We start from the raw sequence: 15851 nt of genomic DNA on the forward strand, positions 1-15851 counted from the left end.
ACTGCATTTCCAGTGCAGCCTGTTCGACCACTCCAGCACCTCTCCAGATTAATGACTAGCTATTAAGTTGTAACCCTCTGCCCTTTACCCTGTTGACAACCATGGCGGAGAGGGAGGGATTCGAACCCTCGGGACACGAAAATGTCCAACGGTTTTCGAGACCGCCACGTTCAACCGCTCCGTCACCTCTCCGAACGCTTGCGTTTCCGACGAAGCCCGGCGAAGAACTCCTTCATCAGCTGGGAGCACTCATCTTCCCTGACTCCCGCCGTTACCTCAAGATTATGGTTAAGGCGTTGATCCTGAACCACATTCATCAGGCTGTGTACTGCTCCAGCTTTGCTGTCGGCACTGCCGTAGACCAACCGGCCTACTCTGGCCCAGACCAAAGCTCCAGCACACATCGGGCAGGGCTCTATAGTAACATAAAGAGTCGTTCCCGTCAACCGCCATCCTTGCAAAAAAGCTGCGGCTTGGCGAATTGCCAAAATCTCGGCATGAGCAGTGGGATCCTTGTCGATTTCCCGCCGATTATGGGCACTGGCGATAACCTCGCCATCCTTTACCACAACGGCCCCGATGGGCACTTCGCCTATGGCAAAAGCCTGTCTTGCTTGTGCCAGAGCTAATCCCATAAATCTTTGATCAGCTTCCCTTGTCGCCATAGCAACCATCCAATCTCATGCCCACACTTAGGTAATATAGCACACCTTTTTACTTTTTTCAACCCGTTATTTTTTCGAGCATCTGTCATCGCAAACTCTGGCTTTTTGACCACCAGCGCCGCGCTCGTTTGTCTCTAGCCGTGATTTGTGTTTTTCTTCCCACGTTCTTCTTGCTCCCATTGCGAGGAACAGATGAAAACAGCTTTTTTACAACGCAATTTACCGTATTACATCCATTTCTTCAATTCTTCACTACTGCATCTCCCAACGATAGCTTCCACATCGATGAAGCACTCAGGAACCAAAGCATAGGCCGTCATCCTAAGGTGTCCCTCTACAATCACAAAGTTCTCGTAGTCCGAAGTCAGAAAGAACAGCTTTGGAAAAACACCACCATGCTTGATATACTCAGCAGCACGCAAAAATCCATCATTGCTTAAACCATAAATCAATACTCCGTTCCGCATGGTTTCCGCCGCGGTCAAGGGCCTATGTGTTCCGGCAGACAAGTCATTCCAGTAGCTGTAATCTATGTATCTGATTTTCCCTAAATCGGCACAGGAAAAGCTGCATAGGTTCCATTCAAAAATGGTTGGGAAATTTTCAAACATTTCCCTTCCCTCACCATATCCCCGGAATTCTCCCAGCAGCCTCTTCCTCTCAGCATTCTCGGCTTCGCTGTGCAGATCCGCCGAGAAAATAATGCTTTCTTCAAGGCCTAGCTTCTCCAATGCATCCTTCATCTGGTCGGAAAATCGCTCAGAGGTACACTCTGCTTTCAAGAACTCTAAAATCATTTCCTCTTCCGAGCTTGCACGTAAGATCTTCACCTTCCCTATCCTCTCCGAGACTGGTCTCACTGGCACAAAAGCTCTGACCTATTGGCACCATGCCGGACACTGGGCATCCAGCCTCGCCTTTACATGTATCATCCACAACACCCATTCACCGGTCATCTTGACTCATCGCAAAGGGCTCTTTCTAAGTTATTGTCATAGCTTAGTTCCGCTCTAAAAAGTCTAACCCCCTGCTGCTTCAGGGGGTTAGGCTAGAGGGTAATTTCCGTAAGTACGCCCGGTTTAACCGGCAACAAACTTATGGTATTGGTCCTTCTTAGCCCCGCAAACGGGACATCTGTCAGGCGCCTCATTGAAGACAGTATGACCACAAATGGGACAAATAAGCACAGTATCCTGCTCAATGTCATTGCCTGCAGACACAATCTCGCCGGCATCGCGATACATCACTTCATGGATTTTCTCTGCCTCGAGGGCAAAATGGATGCTCCGCTTGGCTTCCTTCTCCTCTTGGAGGTCCGCTACCGCGTCATAGGCAGGATACATTTCCTCGTTTTCGAAATTCTCCCCGGCCTCACCATCGGCGAGGTTGGCTACAGTATCACCCAAAAGACCTAGGGCCTTGAAGTGATTGGTAGCATGAACCCGTTCGGCATAGGCGATGGCTCGGAACAGGTTAGCTACATTGGGCTTACCGTCCTTCTCGGCTTGGTCGGCATAGATGAGATACCGCATATGGGCTTGGCTCTCACCGGAGAAGGCTTCCCGCAGGTTGGCTTCCGTCATCTTGCGCATAATATCATCCTCCCAGCTGATTGATATTTACACTATTTGTATTTATCCCCGCAAATTGCCATTCTAAACACATTAGAGATGAAAAAAGTTGCAGGGTAAGTACATCGGACTTCCCAATCCAGCAATACGCCTAGGTGGTCTTGGGGCTAACCCACTGGGAAAGCTTCTTCGCCAACACCAGCAGATCCCCTTCACCATCGGGTTTGCCCTGATACTGCCCGCGACTGATCCGATACCTTTCCACCAGCCAGGTTTTCATTCCGATCTCCTGGGCCACCAAGTCTTCCTCAACATCGTTTCCCACCATGAGACAGCGCTGGGGTGAAATACTAATTCTGTCGGCAATTTCCTGATAATACCGGGGGTTGGGCTTGCAAAAATGCATAATTTCATAGCTGGTAATCAAGTCAAGGGAAAGGCCTCCAAGCCCTGCCCAGTTTATCCTTTGCTCCAATGCCACCAGCGGAAAAACCGGATTGGTGGCAACTACCACCTTTAGTCCCAGGGCCTTGGCGGTTTCCACCAGTTCTCTTGCACCCGGTACCGGTTCCGTCATTTCCTGCAGGGCAGGAAACTGCTCCCGGTAAAACCGGTCAAAGAGGGGCATCAGCTCCTCCACCTCTAGGTCTAGATCAGTGAAGAATGAGGCGATGAACACCTCGGCGTTGGTCATCGTCCCATCGTCACTACTGATCATCGCTTTCGTTCCCTGCCAAACACGGCGATACATCTCCTCCGGAGGGATGAGCTCGGAAAAGTATTTGGTCAAGAGTGCAAAATAGGCAGTCGTAAAGGCCTCAAGGTCCATACCCAAGAGCGTCCCATCTAAGTCTAACAATAGAGCGTCGATCACCTTTAGCTACCCCTCCTCTGTTTCCCCTGGTCAGCATCAGCAATTAGTGGTTAATGGGCTCAATTTCCAACTTCCGGTTAAACAAGTCTTCGAACTCTTCGGCGGCACTCATGGCGTGTCGGATCTCCAGTTCAGCGCCTCGACGGATTTTTGCCATCACCAAGACTCTATCGGGTTTAACAATACAATTGACAAAGGTAACAGCCTTGATGCTGCATCGGTCCAGGCCGTTGGCAATCCGCAAAATAATCCCCAACTTCTTGATCATGTCAATGTCCTGGGGCTGCAGCGGTCCCTTCGGTGCCATATAGTTGTCGATTCCATTCCACACGAACCGCCGGTAGTGGGCCGCGGCAACGTAGGCACAGATAATCATTTCTCGATGGGTCAACCCGTTGAGGCGACTGCGGGTAATCAAGTACAACGTATGTTCATCGTGATCATTGTAGTTGATCCCAACGCCGGTATCGTGAAGCAAGGAACTTACCAGGAGGATGCGCCGGGCAGTGGGCCCGTAACCATGGACTTCCCGCAGCTGATCAAAGAGGCTCAAGGCCAGATTAGACACATGGCGAGCGTGGTCTTCCTGGAGACCATAATAACGCATCATGTTATCGATACTGTACATCAGGACACTGGGGACTAAGGGGTCACCGGCCTTGGGGAAAAGGTACTCAAAGAGCAAACCAAATCGCAATCCCGTTCCCGAGGCGATGAGGGTGTCAAACTCCCCTTCCTGCATCATCGCGTAGACCAGACCAACCCCCGCAACGATAATATCAGTCCGTTCTGCAGACAGCCCGGGCACAGATCGCCGTTCGCCCGCATCCATCCCCGCCAGATGCTCCAGGATCTCTTTGACATCCTGGCGGGTCATCACATAATCATGGGTGCGGTCGGGAAGATACCCCTTTCGCCTCCGGTCAATTCGGGCTAGACTGCGGATCGCTCCTCCCATCCCCACCACCGGCAAATCGCCGGCAGTCTTCAGCCAGGGGTACGCGGCAAACTTCTCCCTCAGAAAGGCCAGCATCGACTCCAGTTGGCTCCTGGACATCGCGGTGTGGCTCTGGAATTGCTCTGTCAACAGAATAGTGCCCAGGGGAAAGTTCCCATCCCTGACGATCTTTCGATCTCTGAACTTAACGATTTGGGTGCTTCCCCCACCCACATCAATGGTAACACCATTGGAAACGTGGACGGTATTGGCCACGCCCAAGTACCCGTAGTAAGCTTCCTCAGAACCCGATAACACTCGAAAATCCAGACCCGACTCCTGGCGAAGTAGGTCTAAGAATTCCCTTTGGTTGGAGGCCATCCTCGTAGCCGCCGTAGCGATGGGGATAATCCGCTGCACTTCCAGTGCTTGGCACAGGGACACAAACAGCTTAATGGTCTCCACGGCATGGTGCATTACCTTGGCAGATAAAGGCTTGCCGTCGATCAGGCTTTCCGCCAACCTAACAGACTCTTTAATATCTTCTATCTGATGGTAAGAGCCGCCATCACCGATCTCAACTACGACTAACCGGACGGAGTTGGAACCCAAATCGATAATCGCTACCCTTCGCTTCATCATAACCACTTCCCACTCAAAGATCGTAAATTCTCACCCTTGACATGGCAATCCTTGGGTTCTCACTAGATCTGGATTTCTCGAAATTGGGTCCATACCCTGCCCAGAAGACGGTTAACAACTTCTTACGAAATTTGTGAGCAGCCTGAATAAACCCACAGGTTCCCGGCAATAACTGGAGATACCCATCATCTTCAGGAGGAATCACTATGACACCTTCAATCCGATCGGCAACAAAGAGTCTGCAGACAACGGCCACGCTAATTCGGCGGGCGGGTCACATCCAGCCCCAGATCCTGCGGCAGTTGGAGAGGGCTCGTACCGAGGCGGAGTTTCGCCGAGAACTGTTTGTGGATGCCTTGGTCCTGACTTCTGAGACCTTGATGGATGCTGGACAGCTAACCCTGGCCCAAGCTCGGGTCCTCAAGTCAATGATTCTGACAGCCATTGAAGCTGAGCAGAGAGTACTGCGGGATATGGTGGGATTTATCGCCCTACTTACCGGTTACCGGGTCCAATCAAGCCGGGGTGCTTTGCGCCTGGTGAGTGCCTACCGCCGCGCCCACTCCTCTACCTCCTGGGAAACCGCTGATTTCCTCTAGAGACAAAGAGCCTACTTCTGATAGCAAGGAATTTGCTCCCGGGCGGTGTATGTCAATGCAGAAACCTTACGCCACGGGAGTTGATACCTTGTTTTCCTTCTTGCAGGAGGGCACATGGACCCGGCCAACGGACAAGATGGCAGTCTACACCGAAGTGCTCCCCAATTGCCGCTGGGGGATTCGGGTGACACTCTTTGCCGACACCGCCCGCGTGGAAGCCATCGAAGGACCTAAATGCACCTGGTATAAACCTCCGCGGGAACTGTCCATCGATGTCCATCCCCCAAACCTTTGGGAACGACTGCGGGGAATTACCTTTGAGACCAAGTTAGCGGCAGCGGTGGAGGAAAAACGAGCCTATGCTCGCGCCAAGAATGAACAGCTCTGAAATAATGCTCTCAAATACCCCCTCAAATTTTTCTAAAACCAAAAAGGAGGAAGAGCCATCCCTTCCCCCTGCTCATCTACCCAAGGTGGGCGTCGAGCTTCTCGGTGATATTCTGTTTTGGCTGCGCTCCCACGATCTGATCCACCACTTCGCCGTTCTTGAAGAACATCAAGGTGGGAATGCTCATAACACTGTATTTTCCGGCGGTATTGGGATTCTCGTCGACGTTCAACTTGCCGACCACAGCTTTGCCGGCATACTCCTTAGCAATCTCTTCGACGATGGGGGCAATCATGCGACAGGGACCGCACCAAGGAGCCCAGAAATCCACCAATACAACACCGTCTTGTTCTAAGACCTCAGACTGAAAGTTGCTGTCAGTTAATTCCAACATCGCTACCATACCATCCTTCCTAAGTGCCTCTCATTTTCTCTTCTTAGCAGGTTCCCCAGGAATGTGGGGCTTAAACCTTTTGTCGGGATTTAGAGATTCTTCATGTTTTCTTCTGATTCCTTTGATACCATTAGATTATGCCAAATTCCTGTCTAACACTGAGGAGGGAGAAGGGTGAAAGCCTCCATTCTTTTGGTAGAGGACGAGCCCCAGATTTGTCGAGTGGTAAAGGCTTACCTAGAGCAAGCGGATTACACCGTAACCACGGCCAACAACGGTAAAGACGCCCTCAGGCTGGCCACCGGGGAATCCTTCGACTTAATCATTCTGGACCTAATGCTCCCGGGAATCTCCGGCGAGGAGATCTGCCAGCGAGTGCGCCATCAGTCCGATGTCCCTGTTATTATGCTCACCGCCAAGAGCGGAGAAGAACAGCGCATCGTCGGCTTAGAGTTGGGTGCCGATGATTATATTGTCAAGCCCTTTAGTCCTAGGGAGTTGGTGGCCCGGGTCAAAGCCCTGCTTCGAAGAACCTCGGGCAATACCACGGGAGTGATGGCGGAAATCCTCCGGTTCGATCAGGGACGGCTGGAGATTCACCTTGGTGCCAAGGAAGTCCGGGTCGACGGTGAAGTGGTAAAGCTTACCCCCACGGAGTTCAAGCTCTTGGAGGTAATGGCCCGACAACCGGGACACACCTTCAGTCGAAGCCAACTGGTGGATCTAGCCCTAGGATACGACTTTTCCGGTTACGACGACACAATTTACGCCCATATTAAGAACCTCCGGCGGAAAATCGAGCCCGATCCCAGCAACCCCAAATACATCGAAACGGTGTATGGCCTGGGGTATCGATTCACTACCACTTGAATTTCGCCGATTCTTTCCGTGGATGTCTGCAGCCTGTGAAGTAGGTGAAGTTATGCCCCATAAGCCAAAGCGGTCCCTGCGCCAACACATCGTTTTTAGTCATATTTTGGTTTCTTTATTGCTCATTGCCATCACAGTGGTGGCTGCCAATGCCTATCTCAACCGACAGTTTACCCATTATCTCCGGGCTAACGTCGAGGAGAGAAACAACCGGATTATGCAGCAATTACAGGGAGTGTATAAATCCTCCCACAGCTGGACCGATGTTGCCTACGCGGCCTTTCTCCTGGCCATCTCCAACGATGTCCGCATCGTGATGAATACCCCGGAAGGGCACCTAGTTTTCGATACCCTAGATCTCAATAATATTTATCGGTGGGGCGTAACGGATAACTTGCGCCGCTACCTCCGGTACCCACCGGGGGCATCCCTGCGAGATAACCCCCTAAAGGCCTACAACTTCACCGTTGATGGTACACGGGTGGGAACCCTGCGCATTTCGGTGCCCATCGTATACGACGCCCTGACCCAAATCGATCGAGCCTTTCGCTCCTCGGTGTTCTCAGGAAGTCTAGTGGCGGCGGGAGTTGCCCTCTTAGTCGGGGCGGTCTTTGGCCTGATTACCGCAGGATGGATCACCAAACCCCTGGAACATCTCACACAGGTGACACGAAGGTTCAGTCTCGGTAATCTCACGGAACGGGTCAACATTAAGCGTACCGATGAGATCGGAGTCTTGGCCCGAAGCTTCAATGCGATGGCGGACCAACTGCAAAAACAGGAACATCAACGCCGCCAACTCACCGCCGATATTTTCCATGAAGTCAACACACCGTTGACCGCGGCTCGCAGTCTCGTGGAAGCGATGGAGGATGGGGTACTGCCGGCAACCATCGAGAATCTCAACATCGTCAGCCAGGAACTGGAATACCTAGGCAATCTCGTCAGCGATGTCAGGGCTTTGTCCATCGCCGAAAGCGGCAAACTGCACTTAACCTTAGAAGATATCGACCTAAGGGATATTCTCTCCAGTCAGGGACAAAGGTGGCGCCAGGCCTTCGCGGATAAGAATCTTCACTTTTCCCTGGAGGTACCCCAGACTCCCCTGGTGGTAAGAGCTGACTCCCAAGCCCTCTTTCAGATTACATCGAATCTAATCAGCAACGGGCTCAAGTATACACCAGCGGGAGAAGAGGTAAGGGTCACCCTAGAGTGCGAGGGACAGTGGGCGAAGATCGTTGTCGCCGATACCGGCCCGGGAATTCCAGAAGAGGAACTGCCCCACATCTTTGGACGCTTCTATCGCGGAACTCAAGCCGATGCCCAGGACACTCCCGGTAGTGGAGTGGGACTGGCCATCACCAGGGAGTTGGTAGAAGCCCACAACGGCAGCATCACCGTAAACAGTACCTTGGGTCAAGGAACACAGTTTGTTGTCAGACTTCCTATTCTCCAAGAAGAAGGATGAGCCAAAGGCCTCAGCTTTTTGTGTCCCCTGAGCCAGCTGCATCCCTACTATCCCCTAGAACCCATCCAGGTATTTGATCCGGCAGTCTGACCAATACTAGGAGGGAACCAACCCTTTTGCAATCTCTGTGATCCTAGGGAGGACTGCACATGTCTGTACAAGCACCGGTTGCGCAGCTGAGCGCCAGGGAATTAGAGGATGCAATTGCCGAATTCCTGTTGGCCCATGATACCGGATATTTGGGTACCGTCGGGGACGATGTTCCCCGGGTAAGTCCCGTCCGATACTTTGCCGATGAAGATTTCAACGTCTACATTCACAGCAAGGGTGGCTCGAAATTTGCTAACCTAGCTAAAAACACCAATGCTTGTCTCTTGGTCTGTACCGAGTTTATTGATGATTTGACCAAGATTCGCGGAGTCCAGGTTTTCGGAGATGCCGAAGTGGGAAATTCAGGAGATCCCCAGTTTGAAATGGCGGAGGAACTGTGTCCCTGGGACCACGATGATGAAGTCAGATTAATTCTGATTCGGCCCCGGGAAATCGTCTATGTCGACTCAATCTCCGGATACAAACTAAAACAGCGCTGGACCCCTAGCTGAGGTCAGCGCTGCTGATTTTCCCTTGGTCAATCTAACCAGAAGCTGTCGACTATATCGGAGTAACCATAGGTTCCCGTGATCAGCCCCCTATCCCTCATCCAATGGTACACCCGCTCAACATCGGCAGCAATGGGGGGCTGGGCCTGCCGGTAGTGGGGCAACTGGATTTCCGTCCAGGTCATTTCGGGAAATCCCATGGCCTCATAGGCGAAGAGCCACTGCGAGGCAGGGGTAGAGTTGATCAGCGTTGCGGCCTGATTATAGGCCGCAATCACTCTTTTTAGCTCTTCGCCCTTCTCCCTGAGACTGGCAGTGCGAAATACCATTACACTGGGGGTAATATGCACCTGCAGTGTATCACTGACCACAACTGCCCCACCAAGCTCCGCCGCCGTGGCCAAGGGATCGGGCAGGCAGGCGGCGTCTATTCGTCCCGAGGCCAACATTTGCATCCGAACTGGAACCTGAGGAATTGAGGTTTTCCTCAGCTGCTGGGGATCGACGTTGTAGTGAAGCAAGAGTTGGTCTGTGGCGTAATCAATAATGGTATTCTTGGAAATGGCCACCCTCTTGCCCCTCATCTCCTCGGGAGAGGTGATCCCACTGGAGGGCGATGCCAACAAAGCATAACGTCCCTCCGTCAGCCAGGTGGCTTTAACAGGAAATCCGCCGTCGATGGCAAACAATGCCGCCAACACATCGGACACCGCTCCATCGATCTCGCCCGCGTGCAGGGCAGCGTCTCGGGTATTGGCACTGGTGAACTTGACCAACTCAACCTCAACACCTGCCTCAGCAAAGAGTCCCTGCTCCTGGGCAATTATGTAAATCAATGAATTTAAGTCTGGCATCAAACCAATCCGCACCGGCTCCTGGGCCGCCACCGGCCCCACTGCTGCCAAGACCACAGCAACCAATAGGGCCAGCACCAAAGAACCAGTTAATCGCAGGTTGCCACTCATTTCATTCCTCACCCTCCATGGTCGTCTCTGACTTAAGCCGAACTATCTTCCCCGCGTATCACACCAAAACCCACCGCAGGAGAACATCAGCTAAGGTGAACCCAAACAACAGCGGTGCCAACACCTCATTGACATTATAGGACGCCAGCTTGACGTGGGTCAGATTATCGGGACTGACCAAGCGGTGTTCCCACCACAACAGCACCGCGGCGATGACGATTCCAATCCAATACATCCACCCCAAACCCATCCACAAACCCGTGATCACCAAACCAACAATGGTGCCCAAATGGGACAGGGCGGCAATCTGTAGTCCCCGTTTTGCGCCGAATCGAGCGGGAACGGAATGGATGCCAAAGCTGCGATCAAACTTAATGTCTAAGGTACCATAGATGATGTCAAAGCCCGCAACCCACAGGGCCACCGCGGCTCCCAACACCAGGGCCGGCAGCTCAATCCGTCCGGTAACGGCCATCCAGGCTCCCACCGGGGCACCACCACTGGCCGCTCCCAGGACATAATGACACAACCAGGTAAACCGCTTGGTGTAGGAGTAGATGATAAAAATCACCAAGGGAATCGGCAAGAGCAGCAGGCACAGAGGATCTAGCATCGCTGCCGCCAGAACAAACAGCGAGAATCCCACAATTACCAGCAGGAGCACTTCCCACTCCTTGACTAGGCCCTGGGGAAGGTGACGACTTCGGGTTCTGGGATTAGCTAGATCGATGTCCTTGTCCACCAGACGATTCAAGGCGTTAGCTCCATTGCGGGCACCAAACATTGCCACCAAAATCCAGAAAGTGTCCCATCCCGTGGGAATTCCCCGGGCTCCCAACAGCGCCCCAATACCCGCGAAGGGCAAGGAGAACAGGGTGTGGCGAAACATCACCAAATCTCCGTAGAGCTTGGCCCTTTTCGCGACGGAAGCTAAATTAGTCGATGCCATACTGATCCCACTTTCTGTCAACCAAGGCCTTGATCTCTGGGCTCATGATGATCTCATCGGGCCACTCCCGAGGGTGCCCTTCCTCGGGCCATTTCTTGGTGGCATCGATACCCATCTTGTGTCCATAGTGGCGCAAGGGTGAGGCGTGATCCAAGGCATCCAAGGGACCATCGACGATCACCACATCCCGCTTGGCATCAATGTTATTAAAGACCTTCCACATTACCGTGGACAGATCATGGGGATCGACATCTTCATCGACGACAATAATCATCTTGGTAAACATCATTTGGCCCATTCCCCAGATGCCATGCATCACCTTTTTGGCCTGTCCAGGGTACCGCTTGCGAATGGAGACAATGGCACAGTTGTGGAACACACCCTCCAGGGGCAGATTTAGGTCCACCAGCTCCGGAAACTGTAATTTGAGGATGGGCAGGAAAATCCGTTCCGTCGCCTTAGCCAGATAACAGTCTTCCATCGGCGGCTTGCCCACAATGGTAGCGGGATAGATGGGCTCCTTCCGTCGGGTAATACAGGTGACATGAAAGACCGGATAGTCATCGGCCAGGGAATAGTATCCTGTATGATCCCCAAAGGGACCTTCCCGCCGCAAATCACCCTTCTCGACATAACCCTCCAGGACAAATTCTGCATTGGCTGGAACCTCAAGGTCATTGGTGATACACTTAACTACTTCGACACCCTTTTTCCGCAAGAATCCAGCAAACAAGTACTCGCTGATGTTTCGGGGCATCGGTGAAGTAGCGGCATAGATGGTAGCTGGATCGCCTCCCAGGGCGACACTGACAGGAATCCTGTCGGTCTCCTTGGTCCCATCGATAAAGTTTTCCCTACCATCCTTGTGTAGATGCCAATGCATTCCCGTCGTCTTAGCATCATACACCTGCATGCGATACATCCCCAGATTGCACTGTCCCGTTTGGGGATTTCTCGTCACAACTAAAGGCAGGGTGATGAAGCGTCCCCCGTCTTGGGGCCAACATTTCAGTACCGGTAGTTTTGTCAAATCGGGATTATGTTCGATTACCTCTTGGCAGGGAGCTTTCTTCACCCGCTTGGGGAAAATTCCCGCCAGTTGCAGTAGCTTCGGAGCCACCTTTACTTGGTTGACGAAGCCGCTATAGGTGGATGTATCAAAAAACTGGAGAATTTCATCGCCAATATCGCTGAGTCTTTCCACCCCCAGGGCCTGTGCCATCCGATGGTAACTCCCAAAGGTATTGATCAGCACCGGGTACTCAGAACCCTTGACGTTTTCAAACAACAGGGCCGGACCTCCGCGTTTGGAGACCCGATCGGTGATTTCGGTAATTTCCAGTTCCGGATCCACGGGAGTTGAGATCCTAACCAACTCTCCCTGTTTTTCCAGAAGAGCAATAAATTCCCGTAAGTCTTTATAGGCCACCACAGGTCCTCCTCCAACCTACCTGCACACTTATTCCTGGTACCTAGTATAGCTTCAACCTGCCTTCAGATATCCCCTGCCCTGGAAAAGTCAACCTCAACTGAAGGATCATGGCATCCTAGGTAATCGAGTAGGAGGCGGGGTCGCCCCGCCGTCCTCTCACACCACGCAGCGTACGGTCCCGTACTGCGCGGTTCGCTTAAGCTCTAACGGCTCGCAAGATACGTAGGTACCAAGTCGATCAGGCCTTGGTACAGCCAGTATTGGTTGTCCAAGGCCATATTCAGTTGCGGCGTGTTGGATAGGGCCCAGCAGCCTTTGCGAGAAAAGGCGAGTTTCCGGGCCTCCTCTTCCGCAATCCCCAGGCTCCGCAGGTGGCGGAGTCTGGTGCCGCATCGCTTCCACTGCTTCCACTGACACATACGCAGACGCCTCCGGAGCCAGCCGGCAATAGGTTCCAGGTGGCCTTTGGCGTCGGCTATGCGGAAGTATCCGAGCCATCCCCGCAGGTACCGGTTCACCAATTCGATGCGCCGGCTCATGGCAATAGACCAGCGGCGGCTGGTTAGCTCCCTCAGAGGAAACGATCGAGCACTGTATGAATCCCCAGCTGCCGCTTCCCGCCTCCGTCCTTGGGGATTTCCGTCCGTCTGACCGGTTGCGGCCCGTATTCTCCGGCAAGCAGCTGCTCTCTTAGCTTCGAGATAAGGGCGCAGTTCTGTTACCTGCATGCCGTCGATTCCTGAAGCTTTATCCTTCTTTCGCTCTATCTGCTTCAGTGCTCGCACAACGTTGTTGCTTGCTACCACTTGCTCCATCAAATCCGGACCTGGTGCTCCGCGTAACTTCTGGTGTCCAGACGCCGCGGGTACGCTCGGCTTCCTGTCGGACCCTTGCGGCTTCACCGCTACCTCCCGTACAGGAGTCCCAAAGGGGAGCTTCAGCTGTCTCCACGTACTCATCGAGTCTGACACCTCCGTTCCTCGCTTCGCGTTCGGTCCTTCCCAAACTCCGGTACCTGAGCCTGGTACTATGACCTCTGCTGACTTCTGTCGGTTCGGCTGTCGACTTAGTCGACCCCCGACAGACCTCCCCGGGTCATGTCAGTGACTTTCCTCCCATAAACCCATCCCATTTACCACCGTATCTCTTGGCAGTTTCGGGCTTTGATTTGTCTTGGAATCTCACCCGGATACGACGGCCTCATATGGGTGCCTCGGATGGAGCCGAGGGATGTGTTCCTAGGGCCAGGAGTTTGCTTCCGACTCCTTCAGATTCCGCCTCACGACGGACACCCTTGTCTTCAGCTAACGGTAGGTCTACTACCAACCCCCGCTCTGGACTTTCACCATATAGCCACTGACCCTGCCGGGCACACAAGAAAAGGTGACTGCCTTCAAGACAATCACCTCGCAAAAAGGCACACTGTCAGGGGCCGGGATCCGATTATTGCCCCGCCAGGCGCCAAAGGTACAATGAGGCCACAGAGCCATAGGGTGAGTACCTGGTTCGGTACTGGTTGAACTGCTCCTTGGTGAGCTCCTCCAGGCCATACAGCTTCATCATCCCCCGGCGAATGGCTAAATCTGAGTAGCTGACCACATCCATGCGGCCCAGGGAGAAAATCAACACCATTTCCGCTGTCCAAATACCGACTCCCTTTAAAGACGTGAGCCGACGGATAATCTCTTCATCGGTCAAGGTATGTAAATTAGCAAAGTCCACCTCTCCTGACACAGCAGCATCGGCAATCCCTTTGATATAACTGGCCTTTCTCGCGGACAACCCACAGCTGCGAAGTTCATCTATACTGGCCTGGACGATACTTTCCGGTGTGATCTCACCGACCAAGTTGGTTAATCGTGTACGAACGGTATCGGCGGCCTTCTGGGAAATCTGCTGGCCAACAACACTGGAGATTATGGCCTTAAAGGGATCGGGAATCACCTCTCGTTCAATCATCCCGATCCTTTCGATGGCTGCCCCCAGCTTTTCATCCCTGCTTCTGAGATAATCTATTTCTCTGGTTCCATACTGAAAAATCGGCATCCTACTGTGTCTCCATTTCTTAGGTGGTCTATCCCACGGGTCGGTTTTCTATATCTTCACCGGACAATTCAACGAGAAAAACTCCGCTTCTCTCCCTTAGTGTTCCTTTGATGCAACCAATGTCCTCAAGCCACACTCTGTCACCCCTTGGCCTGGGCTTGCGGGGCACAAATACATGGAGCTCCTGGATCTTGTGCAAATTGTCCTTGGAGATGATGGCCAGTGCCGATTGGTCGAGGAAGATAGTCCCGCCTCCATAACTAACCTCAAGAAAGTGCTTATGCAAAGCCATGGAGTCAACGCTCACGATATTCATCGGGTCGAATTTCGAAAGGCCCATATTGCCTTCTAGGACCACCCGATAGCCCCCGGATCTCTCAAAATCATCGATAGACTTCCTCTTATTTTCTGTGTACTCCGCAATGAGGTGTCTAGCCATGGTTTCCGCTCCGAGGCACTCCCTATTATCGACTTTCATATCTCTTCTATCTGCCATCGTCCGTTGAACCAGGAAGTCATACAGATACAAGGAGGATAGGGTATACTCATGATGCCAGTTCGGGTCTAAGGAATCAAGCAGCAGACAAATGAACATTCCCGATGGGTAACAGGAAGGGCGAAAATCCTCTAACCTGTCGATTTCTCCTGCCAGCCGATAACCATACTTGGCAGCTAAGTAATCCTTGGGCAGCTGGGTCTCCTCCATGAATGCCTGGAATTCAACATAGGTGGCAGTGCCCTCGATACTCTCCAGTCCCAGCTCATAGGTCAGGTAATCGCCGATCAACGAGCGTCGTTCCTCCCTTAAGGAAACAAACCTAGCGGTGTACTCCCGACGCACCAAGGCCGTTTCTGCAAATACCGCCTTGACCAGCCACTCCCGTTCCTTAATTCTTAATCCGATGTTCTTGCTTTCAAAGGGGTACTGGCACAGGAGAAGTTCATTGGCAAAACGTTTGTCGCCTACTCTAAGCTGGAAGCCATGAAACATTTCGTGAACAATCAATGAGAAGAGTCTCTCCTCTGAGATCACTGAAGAAACCGTTGATATATCCCAAAGGGCAGTGTACTCCCCGTTAAGCTCGATCACGGTGTTGCCCACGAAATCCCTGGTCCGCTCACCAACGAAGATACCGTCCTCTGCAGCGAAACCATCTGGGGGATTGGGATGAGCGTCGAGGAAGACATTATTGGCATCATACAGGGCGAAGGGCATCCCGTGGAAACCAGTCCAATATCTGGCAAGTCTTTCCGTTGTCAGCTTCCTCTCAAGGCTTTTAATCAGCTTGACGACCCCTTCTCTACTATCAAGAAGCATTCCCTTCCCCCCTAATGCGGGCTTGGTTTCTTTAAGCCTTCGATGTCGTCACATTGGAAAATCTGTAGAGCAATGCGTCTCCTTTTTTGAGAGGCCGCACCCTCATGAATCTTCAACCGATGGTATTAACAGAC

16 protein-coding genes, 1 tRNA gene and 1 pseudogene are annotated in these 15851 nt (G+C 52.5%); 5 read left to right on the top strand and 13 right to left on the bottom strand.

Annotation, left to right across the window (positions count from 1 at the left end; translation table 11 throughout):
- Positions 1–102: 102 nt before the first annotated feature.
- From GX030_06310 to GX030_06335, 6 genes are all read right to left on the bottom strand, one after another.
- Positions 103–192, bottom strand: a tRNA-Ser gene (locus tag GX030_06310).
- Positions 183–665 carry a nucleoside deaminase gene (locus tag GX030_06315; protein ID NLV91989.1) on the bottom strand — a complete coding sequence of 161 codons (483 nt, stop codon included), beginning with the start codon at positions 663–665 and terminating at the stop codon, positions 183–185. The genes GX030_06310 and GX030_06315 overlap by 10 nt, the downstream gene beginning before the upstream one ends.
- A gap of 227 nt (positions 666–892) precedes the next feature.
- Complete coding sequence (locus GX030_06320; protein ID NLV91990.1) at positions 893–1525, bottom strand: hypothetical protein; 633 nt, start codon at positions 1523–1525, stop codon at positions 893–895.
- A 219-nt stretch (positions 1526–1744) separates the two neighbouring features.
- Complete coding sequence (locus GX030_06325) at positions 1745–2257, bottom strand: rubrerythrin family protein (GenBank protein ID NLV91991.1); 513 nt, start codon at positions 2255–2257, stop codon at positions 1745–1747.
- Positions 2258–2387: 130 nt separating this feature from the next.
- On the bottom strand, positions 2388–3110 hold the full coding sequence (locus GX030_06330) for an HAD family hydrolase (protein ID NLV91992.1): 723 nt from the start codon (positions 3108–3110) through the stop codon (positions 2388–2390).
- A gap of 43 nt (positions 3111–3153) precedes the next feature.
- Complete coding sequence (locus GX030_06335) at positions 3154–4686, bottom strand: Ppx/GppA family phosphatase (GenBank protein NLV91993.1); 1533 nt, start codon at positions 4684–4686, stop codon at positions 3154–3156.
- A 209-nt stretch (positions 4687–4895) separates the two neighbouring features.
- Between GX030_06335 and GX030_06340 the strand changes: the two genes are divergently transcribed.
- On the top strand, positions 4896–5288 hold the full coding sequence (locus tag GX030_06340; GenBank protein NLV91994.1) for a hypothetical protein: 393 nt from the start codon (positions 4896–4898) through the stop codon (positions 5286–5288).
- A gap of 55 nt (positions 5289–5343) precedes the next feature.
- Complete coding sequence (locus GX030_06345) at positions 5344–5676, top strand: hypothetical protein (GenBank protein NLV91995.1); 333 nt, start codon at positions 5344–5346, stop codon at positions 5674–5676.
- Positions 5677–5752: 76 nt separating this feature from the next.
- Here the strand turns inward: GX030_06345 and trxA are convergent, their stop codons facing one another.
- Positions 5753–6079: a thioredoxin gene (gene trxA / locus GX030_06350; protein NLV91996.1), complete on the bottom strand. Its 327-nt coding sequence runs from the start codon at positions 6077–6079 to the stop codon at positions 5753–5755.
- 165 nt (positions 6080–6244) lie between these two features.
- On the opposite strand from trxA, the gene GX030_06355 reads away from it, so the two are divergent.
- From GX030_06355 to GX030_06365, 3 genes are all read left to right on the top strand, one after another.
- On the top strand, positions 6245–6940 hold the full coding sequence (locus GX030_06355) for a response regulator transcription factor (protein NLV91997.1): 696 nt from the start codon (positions 6245–6247) through the stop codon (positions 6938–6940).
- A gap of 52 nt (positions 6941–6992) precedes the next feature.
- On the top strand, positions 6993–8408 hold the full coding sequence (locus GX030_06360; protein ID NLV91998.1) for a HAMP domain-containing histidine kinase: 1416 nt from the start codon (positions 6993–6995) through the stop codon (positions 8406–8408).
- A 149-nt stretch (positions 8409–8557) separates the two neighbouring features.
- Entirely contained in the window at positions 8558–9010 is a 453-nt protein-coding gene (locus GX030_06365) for a pyridoxamine 5'-phosphate oxidase family protein (protein ID NLV91999.1), read from the top strand.
- A 26-nt stretch (positions 9011–9036) separates the two neighbouring features.
- Here the strand turns inward: GX030_06365 and GX030_06370 are convergent, their stop codons facing one another.
- The 6 genes and pseudogenes from GX030_06370 to GX030_06395 form a co-directional block, all read right to left on the bottom strand.
- Complete coding sequence (locus GX030_06370; GenBank protein ID NLV92000.1) at positions 9037–9972, bottom strand: ABC transporter substrate-binding protein; 936 nt, start codon at positions 9970–9972, stop codon at positions 9037–9039.
- Between the two features lie 58 nt (positions 9973–10030).
- Positions 10031–10921, bottom strand: a complete 891-nt coding sequence (locus GX030_06375) for a UbiA family prenyltransferase (protein ID NLV92001.1) — start codon at positions 10919–10921, stop codon at positions 10031–10033.
- Positions 10908–12350, bottom strand: a complete 1443-nt coding sequence (locus GX030_06380) for a menaquinone biosynthesis decarboxylase (GenBank protein ID NLV92002.1) — start codon at positions 12348–12350, stop codon at positions 10908–10910. Before GX030_06380 ends, GX030_06375 begins: the two co-directional genes overlap by 14 nt.
- A 206-nt stretch (positions 12351–12556) precedes the next feature.
- Positions 12557–13255: pseudogene (locus GX030_06385) on the bottom strand (hypothetical protein).
- Positions 13256–13796: 541 nt separating this feature from the next.
- Entirely contained in the window at positions 13797–14399 is a 603-nt protein-coding gene (locus tag GX030_06390) for a DNA-3-methyladenine glycosylase 2 family protein (GenBank protein ID NLV92003.1), read from the bottom strand.
- Between the two features lie 28 nt (positions 14400–14427).
- Positions 14428–15717, bottom strand: a complete 1290-nt coding sequence (locus tag GX030_06395; GenBank protein NLV92004.1) for a hypothetical protein — start codon at positions 15715–15717, stop codon at positions 14428–14430.
- Positions 15718–15851: the final 134 nt, after the last annotated feature.

The sequence above is a fragment of the Bacillota bacterium genome (assembly GCA_012727955.1).
In the GTDB taxonomy this organism is placed as follows: Bacteria; Bacillota; Limnochordia; order DTU087; family JAAYGB01; genus JAAYGB01.

Excerpts from the sequence above, each read along its gene's own strand:
- GX030_06315 (NLV91989.1), bottom strand. The coding sequence starts at position 665 with ATGGCGACAAGGGAAGCTGATCAAAGATTTATGGGATTAGCTCTGGCA.
- GX030_06325 (NLV91991.1), bottom strand. The coding sequence starts at position 2,257 with ATGCGCAAGATGACGGAAGCCAACCTGCGGGAAGCCTTCTCCGGTGAG.
- GX030_06335 (NLV91993.1), bottom strand. The coding sequence starts at position 4,686 with ATGAAGCGAAGGGTAGCGATTATCGATTTGGGTTCCAACTCCGTCCGG.
- GX030_06340 (NLV91994.1), top strand. The coding sequence starts at position 4,896 with ATGACACCTTCAATCCGATCGGCAACAAAGAGTCTGCAGACAACGGCC.
- GX030_06345 (NLV91995.1), top strand. The coding sequence starts at position 5,344 with ATGCAGAAACCTTACGCCACGGGAGTTGATACCTTGTTTTCCTTCTTG.
- trxA (NLV91996.1), bottom strand. The coding sequence starts at position 6,079 with ATGGTAGCGATGTTGGAATTAACTGACAGCAACTTTCAGTCTGAGGTC.
- GX030_06360 (NLV91998.1), top strand. The coding sequence starts at position 6,993 with ATGCCCCATAAGCCAAAGCGGTCCCTGCGCCAACACATCGTTTTTAGT.
- GX030_06365 (NLV91999.1), top strand. The coding sequence starts at position 8,558 with ATGTCTGTACAAGCACCGGTTGCGCAGCTGAGCGCCAGGGAATTAGAG.
- GX030_06370 (NLV92000.1), bottom strand. The coding sequence starts at position 9,972 with ATGAGTGGCAACCTGCGATTAACTGGTTCTTTGGTGCTGGCCCTATTG.
- GX030_06375 (NLV92001.1), bottom strand. The coding sequence starts at position 10,921 with ATGGCATCGACTAATTTAGCTTCCGTCGCGAAAAGGGCCAAGCTCTAC.
- GX030_06390 (NLV92003.1), bottom strand. The coding sequence starts at position 14,399 with ATGCCGATTTTTCAGTATGGAACCAGAGAAATAGATTATCTCAGAAGC.
- GX030_06395 (NLV92004.1), bottom strand. The coding sequence starts at position 15,717 with ATGCTTCTTGATAGTAGAGAAGGGGTCGTCAAGCTGATTAAAAGCCTT.